The sequence below is a fragment of the Lysobacter sp. N42 genome (genome assembly GCF_004344885.1).
In genome coordinates, this window is record NZ_SKFB01000009.1 from 46,370 (window position 1) to 62,333 (window position 15,964).

Here is a 15,964-nt window from a genome sequence, read left to right on the forward strand (position 1 = left end):
CCCGGATCACCAATCCCGGCTTCACCCGAACTGCCTGAGGAACCGCACGTCGTTCTCGAAGAAGCTGCGCAGGTCGTCCACGCCGTACCGCAGCATGGCGAAGCGCTCCACCCCGAGGCCGAAGGCGAAGCCCGTGTACTTCTCGGGGTCGATGCCCACGTTGCGCAGCACGTTCGGGTGCACCATGCCGCAGCCCAGCACTTCCAGCCAGCGGGTGGAACCGTCGGGTTGCTTCCAGGCGATGTCCACCTCCGCCGACGGCTCGGTGAAGGGGAAATAGCTCGGGCGGAAGCGCATCTCGAGGTCGTCCTCGAAGAAGGCGCGCACGAACTCGACCAGCGTGCCCTTGAGGTCGGCGAAGCTCGCGCGGTCGTCCACCAGCAGGCCTTCGACCTGGTGGAACATCGGCGTATGGGTCTGGTCGCTGTCGCTGCGGTAGACCTTGCCCGCCGCGATCATGCGAAGCGGCGGCCGGTGCTCGAGCATGTAGCGCACCTGCACGCCGGAGGTATGCGTGCGCAGCAGGCGGCCGTCGCCGAAATAGAAGGTGTCGTGCATGGCGCGCGCCGGGTGGTGCGGCGGGAAGTTCAGCGCCTCGAAGTTGTGCCAGTCGTCCTCGATCTCGGGGCCGTCGGCGAGCTCGTAGCCCATCCGGCCGAAGATCTGCGCGATGCGCTCGAGCGTGCGGCTGACCGGATGCAGGCCGCCGCGGGCGACGCCGATTCCCGGCAGCGTCACGTCGATGGATTCCGACGCCAGGCGCGCGTCCAGCGCCGCGGCATCCAGCGCCGCCCGGCGCCCGGCGATCGCCGCCGTCACCGCGTCGCGCGCGGCGTTGATCGCCTCGCCCGCCGCCTTGCGCTGCTCGGGCGGCAGGGCGCCCAGCTGCTTGAGCTGGCCGGTGATGCTGCCGGACTTGCCGAGCAGCGCGACACGCAGCGCCTCGAGGGCCTCGGGCGTGTCGGCGCCGGCGATGTCGGCCAGGGCCTGCTGCTGCAGCGATTGGATATCGGTCACTTGCGTTCTCCGGGTCCCCGTTCCCGCGATGGGCGGGGCGAACTTCGACTCGGCGCGAGCCGAGCATCCGTGGACTGCACTGCCGCGGTGGGCAGGCGACGCACTCCCGCCTTCGCGGGAGCGGCCGCCCGATGCCGGAGCAATGCCTGCCATCGATCCGGCCGTACCGCAGAAACGAACATGGGGAAGGACTTGCGCCCTTCCCCATGCGTGAGGCTTCGACCGAAGCCCGCATGGAGCGGGCTTCGTCGGGTGCTTCTTACGCCGCGAGCGCGCTCTTCGCCTTCTCGGTCAGCGCGGTAAAGCCCGCCGCGTCGTGCACGGCGATGTCGGCCAGCACCTTGCGATCGAGCGTGATACCGGCCTTCATCAGGCCGTTGATGAAGCGCGAATAGCTCATGCCGTTCTGACGGGCCGCCGCGTTGATACGGGCGATCCACAGGGTGCGGAACTGGCGCTTCTTCTGCTTGCGGCCGATGTAGGCGTATTGCAGCGCCTTGGTGACCGCCTGCTTGGCGACGCGGAAGACCTTGCGACGCGCGTTGTAGTAACCCTTCGCCTGGGCGAGGACCTTCTTGTGACGGCGGCGCGCCATCACGCCACGCTTGACTCGTGCCATGGTTCAGCCCTCCTCAGAGATACGGCAGCATGCGGTCCAGACGGCCCGCGTCCTCGGCACGAACATGGTTCGTCTGCCGCAGGTTGCGCTTCCGCTTGGTCGCCTTCTTGGTGAGGATGTGGCTCTTGTTGGCGTGGCCGCACTTGTACTTGCCGGAAGCGGTCTTCCGGAAGCGCTTGGCCGCCGCCCGATTGGTCTTGATCTTGGGCATTGCGATGTCCTAATCGGATTTCTGACTGGCTGGGCGGTGGCGGCTGCCACGCTTTCCGTCCTGCCCATGCCGGCGGGGTGGTCGACGAACCGGCCGGGCCGGTCGTGACGGGTCCTGGTGCGCCTTGCGACGCGCCCGGGCGAACCGGGCCGCGTATTGTGCACGAGGCGTTAACTCCGTGCAAATCAGCAGCTTGGCTTGCACCGCCTCGCCCGAGCCGCTGCCGGCGGCCGCGCGCGTGCCGGAGCGGCAGGGTGCGGAGCGTCGAGCCGACCCGCCACCGCCGTCCCCACGACGACCGACCCGCGCAAACGCGAACGGCCCGCCGAAGCGGGCCGTCCATGCGCTCGAAGCGGCCGTTACGGCTGCTTCTTCTTCGGCGCGATCATCATCACCATCTGGCGGCCTTCCAGGCGCGGGCGCGACTCGATGACGATGTCCTCGCCCAGGTCGCGCTCGATCCGCGCGGCCATCTCGCGGCCGAGCTCCTGATGGCTCATCTCGCGGCCACGGAAGCGGATGTTGACCTTGACCTTGTCGCCCTCTTCCAGGAAGCGGCGCATGTTGCGCAGCTTGATCTGGTAGTCGCCCTCGTCGGTCACCGGCCGGAACTTGAGTTCCTTGATCTCGACCTGCTTGGACTTCTTCTTCGCCTCGGCCGCCTTCTTCTGCTGCTCGAAGCGGAACTTGCCGAAGTCCATGATCTTGCAGACCGGCGGATCCGCGTTGGGCTGGATCTCGACGAGATCGAGGCCTTCGTCCTCGGCCATGCGCAGGGCTTCGTCGCGCGAGAGGACGCCGATCATCTGGCCGTCGCTCCCGATCACGCGGACGCGCGGGACGCGGATCTCGTTGTTCTTCCGATTCGGCTTTTCGAGCGTACTGATGTTGCGGTCTCCAGGTGTGGAACCGGCCGTCCGGACGGCCGGTCGTGTCCGCAGCCGACCCTTACAGGGCCTCGGCGCGCAGCCGCTCGGCGAATTGCTGGATGCTCATCGAGCCCAGATCCTCGCCACCACGGGTCCGCACGGCGACCATGCCGTTCTCCTTCTCGCGGTCTCCGACCACCAGCAGGTACGGCACGCGCTGCAGCGTGTGCTCGCGGATCTTATAGCCGATCTTTTCGTTCCGCAAATCCGAATGGGCCCGGAAGCCTTGATCTGCAAGGGTTTTCCGGACCCCGGCCACGTAGTCCGCCTGGGCGTCGGTAATGTTCATGACCACCGCCTGGACCGGCGCCAGCCAGCTCGGCAACACGCCGGCGTGGTGCTCGATCAGGATGCCGATGAACCGCTCCATGGAGCCCACGATGGCGCGATGCAGCATGACGGGGTGGCGGCGCTGGCTGTGCTCGTCGACATACTCGGCCCCGAGCCGGCCCGGCATCATGAAATCGACCTGCATGGTGCCGAGCTGCCAGGTGCGGCCGATGGCGTCGCGCAGGTGGTATTCGATCTTGGGGCCGTAGAAGGCGCCCTCGCCCGGCAGCTCCTCCCATTCCACGCCCGCCGCCCGCAGCGCCGAGCGCAGGGCGTCCTCGGCCTTGTCCCAGGTGGCATCGTCGCCCAGGCGGTTGTCCGGGCGCAGCGCGATCTTGATCTGGATGTCGGTGAAGCCGAAGTCGGAATAGACCTTCAGCGCCTGCTGGTGGAAGGCGCGGACCTCGGCCTCGATCTGGTCCTCGGTGCAGAAGACATGGCCGTCGTCCTGGGTGAAGCCGCGCACGCGCAGGATGCCGTGCAGCGCGCCGGAGGGCTCGTTGCGGTGGCAGGCGCCGAACTCGCCGTAGCGGATCGGCAGGTCGCGGTAGCTGTGCAGGCCCTGGTTGAAGACCTGCACGTGGCCCGGGCAGTTCATGGGCTTCAGCGCGTAGGTCCGCTTCTCGGACTCGGTGAAGAACATGTTGTCCTTGTAGTTGTCCCAGTGGCCCGACTTCTGCCACAGCGAGACGTCGAGGATCTGCGGGCAGCGCACTTCCTGGTAGCCCGAGTCGCGGTAGACGCGGCGCATGTACTGCTCGACGACCTGCCAGATCGACCAGCCCTTCGGATGCCAGAAGATCAGGCCGGGGCCCTCTTCCTGCAGGTGGAAGAGATCCTGCTGCTTGCCGATCTTGCGGTGGTCGCGCTTCTCGGCTTCCTCGATGCGCTGGATGTAGGCCTTGAGCTGCTTGGCATCGGCCCAGGCGGTGCCGTAGATGCGCTGGAGCTGCTCGTTCTTGGAGTCGCCGCGCCAGTAGGCGCCACTGATGCGCGTGAGCTTGAAGGCCTTGAGGAAACGCGTGTTCGGCACGTGCGGGCCGCGGCACATGTCCACGTATTCCTCGTGGTGGTAGAGGCCCATCGCCTTCTCGTCGGGCATGTCCTCGACCAGCCGCAGCTTGTAGTCCTCGCCGCGTGCCTTGAAGGTGGCGATGACCTCCTCGCGCGGCGTCACCTTCTTGATGACGTCGTAGTCCTTGTCGATCAGCTCGGCCATGCGCTTCTCGATGGCTTCGAGGTCCTCGGGCGTGAACGGGCGCTCGTGCCAGATGTCGTAGTAGAAGCCGTCCTCGATGACCGGGCCGATCACCATCTTGGCGTTCGGATAGAGCTGCTTCACCGCATGGCCGACGAGGTGCGCGCAGGAATGGCGGATGATCTCGACGCCCTCGGGGTCCCTGGGCGTGATGATGCGCAGCCGGGCGTCGTGGTCGATCACGTCGCAGGCGTCGACGAGCTTTCCGTCGACTTCACCGGCGACGGTGGACTTGGCGAGGCCGGGGCCGATCGAGGCGGCGACCTCGGCGACGGACACGGGGCGGTCGAACTCGCGGCGTGAGCCGTCGGGAAGCGTGATGGCGATCATGGAGGTCCGGAAGAGCGGTGCCGGCGGCGCGGCACGGGAATGCGGTGCCGGCTGGGCCGGCACGGGGAGGTCAGCGCTGGGCGGTGGTAGTGCTCATGTCGCACGCTCGGCCGGCGCGGGGCGCGGGCCACCTCGTTGTCGGGCGCGGCAGCCGTGCCGCGCGGAAGGCAATGGTTGGCGGTTTCGCGGCGGGCGTCAACGCGGGCGACGCGGGCGGCCGTCGCGCAGGTCGACCTCGAAGGCCAGGTCCAGCACATGGCCGGCGACTTCGACCCGCGCGCCGATGCCGTCGCGCGAGGGCAGGCGCGCGGCCAGCTCCTCCAGCGCGCCGGCCGGGAGCGCCAGGGCGAGCCGGTCGCCGTCGTGCCGCAGGGCGATGGGCTCGCCGATGGCCACCTCGACCCGCCACGCCCCGGGCAGCTCGAGCACGAGCGCCGCACCGGCGCGCAGCCGCCCGAATTCGGCCTGGTCGACGCGGATACGCATGCCCTCGGAGGTGAACTGCACCTTCATGACGCGAGTGCCCGGAAGTCTTCGGGGGTATTGCAGGGGCGCAGGTCGCTGGCGTCAGCGGGATCGAGCGCCACGACGCCGCAGGCCTCGAGCCAGGCGCGCACCGACGGGCCGGCCGGGCTCGCGGCGACCAGCGCCGCCGTGCGTGCACGGGCAGCGCCGTCGAGCACGAAGGCGCAGGGCAGCGGGCGGGCGGCGAAGCAGGCCGCGCCGGCCCGCGACAGCGCGTGCACGAGCTCGGCGATGCGGCCGGGGCCCAGGAGCGGGAGGTCGACCGGGACGACCACCACGGGCCCGTCGCCGCAGGCGGGCAGGACACTGGCGATGCCCGCCACCGGCCCCCTGCGCGGCCAGACGTCGGCGATGCCGCCGTAGGCCGGGCGGTCGCCGCTCACGTGGACGCGCGATGCGCCCGCCTCGCGCAGGCGATCGAGCATGTGCTCGATCAGCGGCCTGCCCTGCCAGGCGAGCAGGGCCTTGTCGCGGCCCATGCGCGTGGAGCCGCCGCCCGCGAGCAGGATGGCCTGGAACTCAGGCGCCATGACCGCAGAGCGAGCAGCCCTCGCTCCATTCGCTGTCGCCGTCCTCGAAATGCTCGCGCTTCCAGATGGGAGCGGTGTGCTTGACCGCCTCGATCACCTGCCGGCAGGCGCGGAAGGCCTCGTCGCGATGCGGCGTGCCGGCGGCGATCACCACGGCCACGCCGCCGACCGCGAGACGGCCCTTGGCATGTGCGATCCACAGCTTCAGCCCGGGGCCGACCGTGGCCTCGGCCTCCGCGGCGATGTCGGCGAAGCGGTTCATCGCCAGCGCATCGAACAGGTCGTAGCTCACGCCGGTGACGCGGCGGCCGTGGTTGAGGTCGCGGATGCGGCCGACGAAGGCGGCGTAGCCGCCGAAGCCGGGGTCGGAGACGAAATCGAAGGCGGCGCCGATGTCGAGCGGGGCCTCGGCGGCGTCGACCACGGCGAAGTGATGGCGCGCCACGTCAGCCCCCGCTCACCGGCGGCAGCAGCGCGAGGCGGCCGTCGCCGGGCACCGGCTCGGCGTCGCGCAGGATGCTGTGCTCGCTGGCGAAGGCCGAGCGGGCCAGCAGCGCGCGGGCGGCAACGGGCCAGGCGGACTCGGCATGGGCCGCGATGGCGGCGCGCAGCGTCGCGATGTCGGCGGCGTCGGCGTCGAGCACGAGGCGGCCGGAGGGCTCGGCCTCGCGCAGGGCACCGAAGAGCTGGATGTCAAAGCGCATCAGGCCTCCAGGGGAACGGGTTCGAGGTGGCCGCGGCCGGCGACCTCGACGAGGGCGCCGGCATCCAGCGCGTCCACGTCGGCCGGCACGACCACCCAGGCATTGGCGTCGACGAGCGGCCGGATCCGGAACGATTCCTGCCCACCGAGGACGTGCACGCGGACGCCGCCCTCGGCATCGAGCGCGACGCGCGCCTTCAGGTGCATGCGCAGCGGCACGCGCTTGGCGTACGGCTGCGCGAGCGGCAGCCTGGGCAGGCGCTCGCGCGGCAGGCCGAGCATGGCGCGCAGCATCGGTTCGACGAAGAAGCGAAGGCCTACCGCCGTCGACGCGGGATTGCCCGGCAGCCCGACGAAGCGTGTGCCGTCGGCCAGGCGGGCGGCGAGGATCGGCTTGCCGGGGCGGATGCGGACCTTGTGGAACAACAGCGTCGCGGCCTGGGCCTCGAGCACCGCCGGAATGAAGTCGTAGCGCCCCATCGACACCGCGCCGGTGGTGAGCACGAGGTCGGCCCGCGCGGTCTGCGCGCGCGCCAGGGTGGCGCGGAAGGCCGTCGCGTCGTCGGCGACGGTCTCGCGCAGCACGACATCGGCGCCTGCCGCCACGAGGCGGGCGGCCAGGAACGGGGCATTGGAATTGCGGATGTGCCCGGGCGCGAGGCTGGCGGACGGATCGTCCACCAGTTCGCGCCCGGTGGTGACGAGGGCGACGCGCGGCCGCCTGCGCACGGCGACGCGCGCGATCCCCGTGGCCATGAGCAGCGTCGCCTCGGCCTCGCGCAGCAGGCGCCCCTGCGCGAGCAGCACCTCGCCGGCGCGCACATCCTCGCCCGCACGGCGCAGGTGCTGCCCGGGCCTGACGGCGGCGGCGAGGCGGATGCGGGCTGGCCGCCCGGCGGCGTCGCGGGCGAGGATCTCCACCTGTTCGACCGGCACGATCGCATCCGCGCCCGCGGGCATCGGCGCGCCGGTCATGATCTCGATCGCCCCGCCGTCCAGCCGCAGGTAGCTGTCGCCGGCCGCGCGCTCGCCCACGACGTCGAGTTCGGTACCCGGTCCGAGCCCGTCAACGCCCGCCGCGAGCGCGAAGCCGTCCATCGCCGAGTTGTCGAACGGCGGCAGGGACTCACCGCTCGCCACATCCGCCACCAATACGCGGCCTATGGCGTCGTGCGTGGACACCTGCCCGGCGGGCAGCGGATCCACGCCCGCGAGCAGCAGACGCAGTGCCTCGTCGTAGTCGATCACGCGTGCCCCGCTCCATCCATCATCGCGACCGCATGCGCCAGCAGCGGCGAGACGATCTCCATGCCCTGCCGCGCCGCGCGCGGACTGCCCGGCAGCGCGACCACCAGCATGCCGCCGATGCGTACCGCGCGCGCACGGCTGAGCCACGCCAAGGGTGTGAAGTGCCGGCTCTCGCTGCGGAACATCTCCGCCAGCCCCTCGACCTCGACGCCGCCGGCCTGCAGCAGGGCTTCGGGCGTGCAGTCGCGCGGGCCCAGCCCGGTGCCACCGCTGGTGATGCACAGGCGCACGCCTTCCCCGGCGAGCCCGAGCAGGCGACTGCGAAGCGGCTCGATGCCGTCGGGTAGCACCTCCAGGGCGACGTCGGCGCCCAGCGCCTGCAGCGCGCGCCGGATTTCCGGCCCGGAGGCATCGTCCGCCTCGCCGGCCGCGCAGCGGTCGCTGAGCGTGATCGCGTGGCAGCGGACACCGTCCAGGCGCGCCGTCGAGCGCGGGCGGTAGTGCGCGCGCTCCTCGTCGCTCATGCCCGCGGGGTGCAGCCACAGACCCTTCTTGCCGCCCTCCTTGAACAGCAGCCGCACCGCCTCGATCGACAGCGCGGGCTCGACGGGCTTGGTGAGGTCGTACAAGGTCAGCAGGGCCGCACTGGCGCCCGCGAGGGCCTCCATTTCCACGCCGGTGCGGGCCTCGGTGGCCACCTCGCAGTACACGCGGATGGCATGGCGCGACTCGACCGGTACACAGCGCACCCGCACCAGTTCCAGCAGCAGGGGATGGCAGAGCGGCATGAGGTTGGCTGCCTGTTTCGCGCCCTGCAGCCCGGCGATTTCCGCCATCACCAGCGCATCGCCCTTGGGAAGGCGGCGCTCGACGATGGCGGCATAGGCATCGGCACCCGCGTGCAGTTCGCCGACCGCGACCGCGCGACGCCGCGTGGGACGCTTGCCGCGCACGTCCGCCATGTGGAAGGCCTCCGACATTCAACCCTCCGCCGGCATGCGCACCGACGCGCCGTCGCGATGGGAAAGCGCCGTGGCGGGAAAGCGCGTCGGCGCCGGGCGACCGGTCGCCGGGCACCGGCGACGGGCATGGGATCGGGTCGACTCTCGGAACGGCACGCGGTGAACTCCTGGCGCCGCTGCAGGGACCGGCAGGCGGCGGGGCCGACAGCTTAGCGCCTGTCCCGTCGCGGGCTGTCGTCATCGAAGCGTCAAGCGCGCCTCACCTGCGTGTCACGCGTCGTTCGCAGACTGTCGCCGACACGGAGAGCGCCCATGCCACGCAGCACCCACAACCGCCGACTGCGCCGCCTTCGCGGCCTCCTCGCACTGCTGGCGGTGGCCACCGCCCTGTTCGTCGCGGCAGCGACGCGGCTGGAATCGGGCGCGCGCGGCATCGCCGCGGTCGGTGCGCTCGGCTGCGTGATCGCATGGCTGGTCGTGCTGGAGGCCGAAGGCCGCATCGCCGAACGCCTCGAGCGTCGCGGGCTGCGGCGTCGCGGCGCGCGCGGCCGCGTGGCGCAGCGGTCGGCCGCGCGACGGGCCCCGTCGCGGCGCGCGGCCTGAGGCTCAGTCGCAGCCCGAACAGCCTCCGCAGCGCGAGGCCGACGGATCGGGGGCGATCTTCCGGCCCAGGCGCACCAGCGCGGGCCGTCCCGAATCGACCAGGCCCAGTGCCAGCTTCCCGCGCAGGCGGCGGGCCATGCGCGGGAAACGCGTGAGGACGACATAGCCGGCACTCGCGGCGACGGCCAGCCCCACGAGCACGTGCTGGACGAGCAGGCCGGCGTCCATGCTCAGGCGCCGAGCATCCGCGCGAGCTGGTAGGTCAGCATCGACATGAGGTACGCCAGCGCGAACAGGTAGCCGGCCGCGATACCCACCTGCCTCCACGAATTGGTCTCCCGGCGGATCGTCGCCAGGGTGGACAGGCACTGGGGCGCGTAGATGAACCAGACCAGCAGCGACAGCGCGGTGGCCAGCGACCAGGTGTCGCCGATGACCGGCGTGAGCGCCTGCGCGGCCGCGTCGTCATCGGCCGCCTGCAGCGCGTAGATCGTGGCCAGGGACGAGACGGCCACCTCGCGCGCGGCCAGGCCGGGGATCAGCGCGACGGAGATCTGCCAGTTGAAGCCCAGCGGGGCGAAGACCACGGCCATGGCCTCGCCGATGCGGGCGGCGAGGCTGTAGTCGATCGGATTGCCCGTGGCGCCCTCCGGCGGTGCCGGGAAGTTGAGCAGGAACCACAGCAGGATCGTGAGCGCGAGGATGATGCCGCCCACCCGGCGCAGGAAGACCCATGCCCGTTCCCAGAGCCCGATCAGCAGGTCGCGCACGTGCGGCACGCGGTAGCTCGGGAGCTCCAGCATCAGCGGGTGCTCGCCCTTGTCGCGGCGCCACTTCTTCATGACCCACGACACCGCGAGCGCGCTGAGGATGCCCGCGGCATACAGCGCGAACAGCACGAGGCCCTGCAGGTTGAGCACGCCGGCCACCTGCCGCTGCGGGATGAACGCACCGATCAGCAGCGCGTAGACCGGCAGCCGTGCCGAACAGGTCATCAGCGGCGCGACCAGGATCGTCGCGAGCCGATCGCGCGGATCCTGGATCGAGCGCGTGGCCATGATGCCCGGGATCGCGCAGGCGAAGCTCGACAGCAGCGGAATGAAGGACCGCCCCGACAGGCCCGCGGCGGCCATGGTGCGGTCCAGCAGGAAGGCGGCACGGGGCAGGTAGCCCGATTCCTCGAGGGCGAGGATGAAGGCGAACAGGATCAGGATCTGCGGCAGGAACACCACTACGCCACCCAGGCCGGCGATCACGCCGTCGACCAGCAGGCTCGCGAGCGGGCCCTCCGGCAATGCCGCGGCCGTGGACTCGCCGAGCCAGGCGGTGCCGGCCTCGATCAGGTCCATCATCGGCGTCGCCCAGGCATAGACGGCCTGGAAGATCAGGAACATCACCACGCCCAGCGCGAGCAGGCCGAACACCGGGTGCAGCAGCCAGCGGTCGAGGGCGTCGTCGACCGCCGCCGTGCGCCGCGGCATGCGAACGGCGGCCTCGAGGATGGCGCGCGTGCGCGCATGCAGCGCGTCCACGTCCTGCGCCATCGGTGCGACATGCGGCTGCACGGCGCCATTGGCGTCGAGCACGCGCACCAGCTCGGCCGCGCCGCCGCGCCGCACGGCCACTGTCGGCACCACCGGCACGCCGAGCTCGCGCTGCAGCGCGTCGATGTCGATCTCGATGCCGCGACGGCGCGCGGCGTCCATCATGTTCAGCGCGACCACCATCGGCCGGCCGAGCTCGCGCACCTCGAGGGCGAAGCGCAGGTGCAGGCGCAGGTTGGTGGCGTCGACGACGCAGACGATCACGTCCGGGGCCGGCTCGCCCGGGTAGAAGCCGCGACAGAGGTCGCGGGTCACCGCCTCGTCGAGGCTGGCGGCATGGAAGCTGTAGGCGCCGGGAAGGTCGAGCACCACGTACTCGCGGCCCGACGGCGCCGCGAAGCGGCCTTCCTTGCGTTCGACCGTGACCCCGGCGTAGTTCGCCACCTTCTGGCGGCTGCCGGTGAGGCGGTTGAACAGCGCGGTCTTGCCGCAGTTCGGGTTGCCGACGAGGGCCAGGCGCAGGGTCGTCTCCATCGCCGCCTCAGGCCACGGCCGTGTCGCGCACGGCCTCCGCCACGACGGGCGGCATGCCCACGGCCGCCTGCACGCGGACGCGCGCGGCCTCCTGCCGCCGCAGCGCGAAGCGGGTGAAGCCGATCTGCACCAGCAGCGGCTCCGCGCCGACCGGACCCGCGGCCAGCACTTCGACCGGCTCGCCGCCGACAAAGCCCAGCTCGCGCAGGCGGCGCGCGATCGGGTCCTGGGGCGCGGCATCCTCCACGCGGGTAACGGTGGCGGGCGTACGGTAGGGCAGCTCGGACAGTCGCACGGCGGAGCGTCGTCCAAATGGGAATCGTTCTCGATTCTAGCACCGGGCGCGACGCCGCAGCCGCTATGATCGCGGGCTTTCCCCGGGCGTCCGTTCATGAGCCATCCCCTCCTCCACCTGCGCGACGGGGCGGTCGCCCGCCTGCGGCTCAACCGCCCCGAACTGCACAACGCCTTCGACGCGACGGTGATCGCCGCGCTGACCGGCGCCCTCGACGCCGTGGCCCGCGACCCGGACGTGCGCGTGGTGGTGCTCGAGGCCGAGGGTGCATCGTTCTCCGCAGGCGCCGATCTGAACTGGATGCGCGGCATGGCCGCCGCCAGCGAGGAGGAGAACCGCCGCGATTCGCTGGCGCTGGCCCGCCTGATGCGCACGCTCGACGAACTGCCCAAGCCGACGATCGCCCGCGTGCATGGCGCGGCCTTCGGCGGCGGCGTCGGGCTGGTGGCCTGCTGCGACATCGCGCTGGCCACGCCCAATGCCCGGTTCGGCCTGACCGAAAGCCGCCTCGGCCTGCTGCCGGCGGTGATCTCGCCTTACGTCATCGCCGCCATCGGTCCGCGCGAGGCGCGACGCTGGTTCGCCACCGCCGAGATGTTCGACGCCGCCACGGCGCAGCGCATCGGCCTCGTGCACGAGATCGCCGCCGACGAGGCCGCGCTGGATGCGGCCGTGGCCCGCCAGGTCGACCTGCTGCTCAAGGCCGGTCCGATCGCCGCCGCCTCGGCCAAGGCCCTGGTGCGCCGCGTCGCCGCCGAAACCGACCGCGACCGCCTGGATGCCGACAACGCGGCCCTGATCGCCGGCCTGCGGGTGTCGGACGAGGGCCAGGAAGGTCTGGCGGCATTCCTCGACAAGCGCCACGCGCGCTGGATCGGCTGAACGAAGGAATCGAGGCACCGCATGTTCGACACCGTCCTCATCGCCAACCGCGGCGAAATCGCCTGCCGGGTCATCCGCACCTGCCGTGCCCTGGGCATCCGCACCGTGGCCGTGTACTCCGAGGCCGATGCCGACGCACAGCACGTGCGCCAGGCGGACGAGGCGCACTGCATCGGCGGCCCGCGCCCGCAGGACTCCTATCTGCGCGGCGAGGCCATCATCGAGGTCGCGCTCAGGACCGGCGCACAGGCCATCCACCCGGGCTACGGCTTCCTCAGCGAGAACGCCGACTTCGCCGACGCGGTGGAAGCGGCGGGGCTCGTCTTCATCGGCCCGTCCGCCGCGTCCATGCGGAAGATGGGCAGCAAGGCCGGCGCCAAGGAGCTGATGCAGGCCGCCGGCGTGCCGGTGGTGCCGGGCTATACCGGCGAGGACCAGTCCCCTGACGTGCTGCAGCGCGAAGCCGACCGCATCGGCTATCCGCTGATGATCAAGGCCGCGCACGGCGGCGGCGGCAAGGGGATGCGCATCGTGCGGTCGCACGATGAATTCCTGCCGAACCTCGAGAGCTGCCAGCGCGAGGCGCGCAATGCCTTCGGCCGCGACCGCGTGCTGCTCGAGCGCTACATCGAGAAGCCGCGACACATCGAGATCCAGGTCTTCGCCGATCGCCACGGCAACACGATCCACCTGTTCGAGCGCGAATGCTCGGCGCAGCGCCGCTACCAGAAGGTGCTGGAGGAATCGCCCTCCCCCTTCCTCACGCCCGCATTGCGCGCCGCCATGGGCGATGCCGCGGTACTGGCCGCGCGCGCGATCGACTACGCCAACGCCGGCACGGTCGAGTTCATCGTCGGCCAGGACGGCGCCTTCTATTTCATGGAGATCAACACGCGCCTGCAGGTCGAGCATCCGGTCACCGAGATGGTGACGGGGCTGGACCTCGTCGAATGGCAGCTGCGCGTCGCCGCGGGCGAAGCACTGCCGCGGCGCATGGACGAACTGTCGCAGGCCGGCCATGCGATCGAGGTGCGCCTGTACGCCGAGGATCCCGACGCCGGCTTCCTGCCAGGCTCGGGCCGCCTGCAGCGCCTGCGCCTGCCCGATGCGGCGCCGAGCGTGCGCATCGACTCGGGCGTGGTCGAAGGCGACGTGGTGACCATCTTCTACGACCCGATGATCGCCAAGCTCATCGTGCACTGCGCCGACCGCGCGCAGGCGCTGGCCCGCCTGCGCGACGCGCTGGCAGGCTGCGAGGTCGTCGGCCCGAAGTCGAACGTGGAGTTCCTCGAGCGGCTGGTGCGGCATCCCGCGGTGGTCGACGGCAGCATCGACACGGGCTATCTCGACCGCCACCTCGACGAATTCCTCGCGGCGCCCGAGCGCGACGACGCCCTGCTGGCCGTCGCCATCGCCGCGCAGCACCTGCTCCGCGAGGAGGCCGCGCGCGGCTGCAATGCCGCATCGGCCGATCCGACCTCCCCCTGGGCCGCCACCGACGGCTGGCGCCTCGTTGCGCCGGCACATTCGCGACATGTCTACGACGTCGCCGGCGAACGCGTCGAGGCCGACGTGGTGGGCGCGGCAGGAACCTATGCCATCGAGATCGCGGCCCGCCGCTTCGCCGTGGACGGCGCGCGCCTGGAGGGCGACGCGCTGTCGCTGCGGGTGGACGGCGCCGCGCGCCGCGTGCGCGTGCTGGGCGACGCGCGCACGACGACGGTCCACGACGGCCGGCAGCGGCTCGCCGTCACCCGCCTGCCCCTGCACGCGCTCGAAGGCTCGGGCGCGGAAGGCGGCGCCGACCGCGTGGCCGCGCCGATGCCCGGCCGCGTGGTCGTCACCCGCGTGCAGGTCGGTGAATCCGTCTCCGCGGGGCAGGAAGTGATGGTGATCGAGGCCATGAAGATGGAACTGAGCCTCAAGGCCCCACGCGACGGCGTGGTGGGCGAGGTGCGCGCCGCCGCCGGCGACTTCGTCGACGCCGACGCCGTGCTGCTGACGCTGGAGGCCGCTGCATGAGCGATTTCGTCCGCATCGTCGAGGTCGGCCCGCGCGACGGCCTGCAGAACGAGAAGGCCATCGTGCCGACTGCCGCCAAGATCGAGCTGATCGACCGGCTCTCGGCGACCGGCCTGCGCGTGGTCGAGGTCACCAGTTTCGTGAGCCCGAAGTGGGTGCCGCAGCTGGCCGACGCCGCCGAGGTCTACGCGGGCATACGCCGCCACGCCGGCGTCGACTATCCGGTGCTGGTGCCGAACCTGCAGGGCTACGAGCGCGCACGCGAGGTCGGGGTCACCCACGTGGCGGCGTTCACCGCCGCCTCCGAGGAGTTCAACCGGCGCAACACCAATGCCGGCATCGAGGAATCGCTGCAGCGGTTCCTGCCGGTGATGGAGCGCGCCAAGGCCGATGGCGTGCGCGTGCGCGGCTACGTCTCGACGGTGCTCGGCTGCCCGTACCAGGGCGAGGTGCGCGTTTCCGACGTCGCCCGCGTGGCCGGCAGGCTGCATGCGATGGGCTGCGAGGAGGTCTCGCTGGGCGACACCATCGGCACCGGCACGCCGGCCAAGGCGCGGCGCATGCTGCGCGCGGTGGCCAACGAAGTGCCGATGGAGGCGCTGGCCGTGCACTTCCACGACACCTACGGCCAGGCACTGGCCAACATCCTCGCGTGCCTGGAGGAAGGGGTGCGGGTGGTCGACAGCGCGGTATCCGGCACCGGCGGCTGCCCGTATGCCAAGGGCGCGAGCGGCAACGTCGCGACCGAGGACGTGGTCTACATGCTGCACGGCATGGGGGTGCAGACCGGCATCGACCTGCCGGCGCTGGTCGCCACCGGCCACTGGCTGGCGGCGCTGCTCGGTCGCGAAACGGCGAGCAAGGTCGGCCGCGCGATGGGAGCCGGCGCATGAGTGCGCCCTATTCGATCCGGCCCATCGAGCCGCGCGACGATGCCGCCATCGCATCGATCATCCGCAGCGTGATGCCCGAGTTCGGCGCCAGTGGCGACGGCTTTGCGATCAACGACCCCGAGGTCGACTGGATGTCGCGCGCGTACGCGGCGCCGCGCCGGGCGTACTTCGTCGTCGAGGCCGGTGGCCGCGTCGTGGGCGGTGGCGGCGTGGCCCCGCTGGACGGCGGCGATGCGTACACCTGCGAGCTGCGGAAGATGTACTTCCTGCCCCAAGCCCGCGGGCTCGGCGCGGGCACGGCGCTCATGGCCCGCTGCCTGGACGCCGCCCGCGGCGCCGGCTTCCGGCGTTGCTACCTCGAGACGCTCACCGGCATGGACGCGGCGATGCGCCTTTACGAACGCAGCGGCTTCCATCGCATCGACGCGCCGATGGGCGACACCGGCCACGGCGGCTGCAACACCTTCTACCTGCGCGAACTCTGAGGCGGCGCGCCCGCTAGAATCGCGCCCTTCGCATTCCGGGAGCG

19 protein-coding genes are annotated in these 15,964 nt (G+C 71.4%); 5 read left to right on the forward strand and 14 right to left on the reverse strand.

Annotated features, from left to right (window positions below; genetic code table 11):
- Positions 1–21: 21 nt before the first annotated feature.
- The 11 genes from pheS to moaCB all read right to left on the reverse strand — a co-directional run bounded on the left by pheS (position 22) and on the right by moaCB (position 8,680).
- Complete coding sequence (gene pheS, locus EYQ95_RS14595; protein ID WP_132327952.1) at positions 22–1,017, reverse strand: phenylalanine--tRNA ligase subunit alpha; 996 nt, start codon at positions 1,015–1,017, stop codon at positions 22–24.
- A gap of 259 nt (positions 1,018–1,276) precedes the next feature.
- Entirely contained in the window at positions 1,277–1,636 is a 360-nt protein-coding gene (gene rplT / locus EYQ95_RS14600) for a 50S ribosomal protein L20 (RefSeq protein WP_132327953.1), read from the reverse strand.
- Between the two features lie 13 nt (positions 1,637–1,649).
- Entirely contained in the window at positions 1,650–1,847 is a 198-nt protein-coding gene (rpmI, locus tag EYQ95_RS14605) for a 50S ribosomal protein L35 (protein WP_027083463.1), read from the reverse strand.
- A 359-nt stretch (positions 1,848–2,206) separates the two neighbouring features.
- Positions 2,207–2,788 carry a translation initiation factor IF-3 gene (infC, locus tag EYQ95_RS14610; RefSeq protein ID WP_370451259.1) on the reverse strand — a complete coding sequence of 194 codons (582 nt, stop codon included), beginning with the start codon at positions 2,786–2,788 and terminating at the stop codon, positions 2,207–2,209.
- 7 nt (positions 2,789–2,795) lie between these two features.
- Positions 2,796–4,694: a threonine--tRNA ligase gene (gene thrS, locus EYQ95_RS14615; RefSeq protein ID WP_132327955.1), complete on the reverse strand. Its 1,899-nt coding sequence runs from the start codon at positions 4,692–4,694 to the stop codon at positions 2,796–2,798.
- 195 nt (positions 4,695–4,889) lie between these two features.
- A complete protein-coding gene (locus tag EYQ95_RS14620; RefSeq protein WP_132327956.1) occupies positions 4,890–5,207 on the reverse strand; it encodes a hypothetical protein in 318 nt (105 codons plus the stop codon).
- Positions 5,204–5,749 carry a molybdenum cofactor guanylyltransferase gene (locus EYQ95_RS14625; RefSeq protein WP_132327957.1) on the reverse strand — a complete coding sequence of 182 codons (546 nt, stop codon included), beginning with the start codon at positions 5,747–5,749 and terminating at the stop codon, positions 5,204–5,206. The genes EYQ95_RS14620 and EYQ95_RS14625 overlap by 4 nt, the downstream gene beginning before the upstream one ends.
- Entirely contained in the window at positions 5,739–6,194 is a 456-nt protein-coding gene (locus tag EYQ95_RS14630) for a molybdenum cofactor biosynthesis protein MoaE (protein WP_132327958.1), read from the reverse strand. The genes EYQ95_RS14625 and EYQ95_RS14630 overlap by 11 nt, the downstream gene beginning before the upstream one ends.
- Before the next feature lies 1 nt (position 6,195).
- Positions 6,196–6,453, reverse strand: coding sequence for a MoaD/ThiS family protein (locus EYQ95_RS14635; protein ID WP_132327959.1), 258 nt, complete (start codon positions 6,451–6,453; stop codon positions 6,196–6,198).
- Positions 6,453–7,700: a gephyrin-like molybdotransferase Glp gene (glp, locus tag EYQ95_RS14640; protein ID WP_132327960.1), complete on the reverse strand. Its 1,248-nt coding sequence runs from the start codon at positions 7,698–7,700 to the stop codon at positions 6,453–6,455. Before glp ends, EYQ95_RS14635 begins: the two co-directional genes overlap by 1 nt.
- The gene (moaCB, locus tag EYQ95_RS14645) at positions 7,697–8,680 is read right to left on the reverse strand and encodes a bifunctional molybdenum cofactor biosynthesis protein MoaC/MoaB (protein ID WP_243699940.1); all 984 of its coding nucleotides are present in this window, start codon (positions 8,678–8,680) and stop codon (positions 7,697–7,699) included. The genes glp and moaCB overlap by 4 nt, the downstream gene beginning before the upstream one ends.
- 294 nt (positions 8,681–8,974) lie before the next feature.
- Between moaCB and EYQ95_RS14650 the strand changes: the two genes are divergently transcribed.
- Positions 8,975–9,265 carry a hypothetical protein gene (locus tag EYQ95_RS14650; protein WP_132327961.1) on the forward strand — a complete coding sequence of 97 codons (291 nt, stop codon included), beginning with the start codon at positions 8,975–8,977 and terminating at the stop codon, positions 9,263–9,265.
- 3 nt (positions 9,266–9,268) lie between these two features.
- On the opposite strand, the gene EYQ95_RS14655 is transcribed toward EYQ95_RS14650, so the two are convergent.
- The 3 genes from EYQ95_RS14655 to EYQ95_RS14665 are packed head-to-tail and all read right to left on the reverse strand — an operon-like array spanning position 9,269 to position 11,638.
- On the reverse strand, positions 9,269–9,493 hold the full coding sequence (locus EYQ95_RS14655) for a DUF6587 family protein (RefSeq protein ID WP_132327962.1): 225 nt from the start codon (positions 9,491–9,493) through the stop codon (positions 9,269–9,271).
- 2 nt (positions 9,494–9,495) lie between these two features.
- Positions 9,496–11,343 carry a ferrous iron transporter B gene (locus EYQ95_RS14660; RefSeq protein WP_132327963.1) on the reverse strand — a complete coding sequence of 616 codons (1,848 nt, stop codon included), beginning with the start codon at positions 11,341–11,343 and terminating at the stop codon, positions 9,496–9,498.
- 7 nt (positions 11,344–11,350) lie between these two features.
- Complete coding sequence (locus EYQ95_RS14665) at positions 11,351–11,638, reverse strand: FeoA family protein (RefSeq protein WP_132327964.1); 288 nt, start codon at positions 11,636–11,638, stop codon at positions 11,351–11,353.
- Positions 11,639–11,734: 96 nt separating this feature from the next.
- Here EYQ95_RS14665 and EYQ95_RS14670 point away from each other — a divergent pair, with 96 nt between their 5' ends.
- Genes EYQ95_RS14670 through EYQ95_RS14685 form a run of 4 tightly spaced genes read left to right on the forward strand, consistent with a single transcriptional unit; the run spans position 11,735 to position 15,920 of the window.
- On the forward strand, positions 11,735–12,520 hold the full coding sequence (locus EYQ95_RS14670; protein WP_132327965.1) for an enoyl-CoA hydratase-related protein: 786 nt from the start codon (positions 11,735–11,737) through the stop codon (positions 12,518–12,520).
- Between the two features lie 21 nt (positions 12,521–12,541).
- The gene (locus EYQ95_RS14675) at positions 12,542–14,542 is read left to right on the forward strand and encodes an acetyl/propionyl/methylcrotonyl-CoA carboxylase subunit alpha (protein ID WP_132327966.1); all 2,001 of its coding nucleotides are present in this window, start codon (positions 12,542–12,544) and stop codon (positions 14,540–14,542) included.
- Positions 14,539–15,435 (forward strand): hydroxymethylglutaryl-CoA lyase, encoded by an 897-nt coding sequence (locus EYQ95_RS14680; RefSeq protein ID WP_132327967.1) that lies wholly within the window; start codon positions 14,539–14,541, stop codon positions 15,433–15,435. The genes EYQ95_RS14675 and EYQ95_RS14680 overlap by 4 nt, the downstream gene beginning before the upstream one ends.
- Positions 15,432–15,920: a GNAT family N-acetyltransferase gene (locus EYQ95_RS14685; RefSeq protein ID WP_132327968.1), complete on the forward strand. Its 489-nt coding sequence runs from the start codon at positions 15,432–15,434 to the stop codon at positions 15,918–15,920. The genes EYQ95_RS14680 and EYQ95_RS14685 overlap by 4 nt, the downstream gene beginning before the upstream one ends.
- Positions 15,921–15,964 lie beyond the last annotated feature (44 nt).

Excerpts from the sequence above, each read along its gene's own strand:
- EYQ95_RS14670 (WP_132327965.1), top strand. The coding sequence starts at position 11,735 with ATGAGCCATCCCCTCCTCCACCTGCGCGACGGGGCGGTCGCCCGCCTG.
- EYQ95_RS14620 (WP_132327956.1), bottom strand. The coding sequence starts at position 5,207 with ATGAAGGTGCAGTTCACCTCCGAGGGCATGCGTATCCGCGTCGACCAG.
- EYQ95_RS14625 (WP_132327957.1), bottom strand. The coding sequence starts at position 5,749 with ATGGCGCCTGAGTTCCAGGCCATCCTGCTCGCGGGCGGCGGCTCCACG.
- EYQ95_RS14660 (WP_132327963.1), bottom strand. The coding sequence starts at position 11,343 with ATGGAGACGACCCTGCGCCTGGCCCTCGTCGGCAACCCGAACTGCGGC.
- EYQ95_RS14675 (WP_132327966.1), top strand. The coding sequence starts at position 12,542 with ATGTTCGACACCGTCCTCATCGCCAACCGCGGCGAAATCGCCTGCCGG.
- EYQ95_RS14685 (WP_132327968.1), top strand. The coding sequence starts at position 15,432 with ATGAGTGCGCCCTATTCGATCCGGCCCATCGAGCCGCGCGACGATGCC.
- EYQ95_RS14655 (WP_132327962.1), bottom strand. The coding sequence starts at position 9,493 with ATGGACGCCGGCCTGCTCGTCCAGCACGTGCTCGTGGGGCTGGCCGTC.
- EYQ95_RS14635 (WP_132327959.1), bottom strand. The coding sequence starts at position 6,453 with ATGCGCTTTGACATCCAGCTCTTCGGTGCCCTGCGCGAGGCCGAGCCC.
- rplT (WP_132327953.1), bottom strand. The coding sequence starts at position 1,636 with ATGGCACGAGTCAAGCGTGGCGTGATGGCGCGCCGCCGTCACAAGAAG.
- EYQ95_RS14650 (WP_132327961.1), top strand. The coding sequence starts at position 8,975 with ATGCCACGCAGCACCCACAACCGCCGACTGCGCCGCCTTCGCGGCCTC.
- thrS (WP_132327955.1), bottom strand. The coding sequence starts at position 4,694 with ATGATCGCCATCACGCTTCCCGACGGCTCACGCCGCGAGTTCGACCGC.
- EYQ95_RS14680 (WP_132327967.1), top strand. The coding sequence starts at position 14,539 with ATGAGCGATTTCGTCCGCATCGTCGAGGTCGGCCCGCGCGACGGCCTG.
- rpmI (WP_027083463.1), bottom strand. The coding sequence starts at position 1,847 with ATGCCCAAGATCAAGACCAATCGGGCGGCGGCCAAGCGCTTCCGGAAG.
- moaCB (WP_243699940.1), bottom strand. The coding sequence starts at position 8,680 with ATGTCGGAGGCCTTCCACATGGCGGACGTGCGCGGCAAGCGTCCCACG.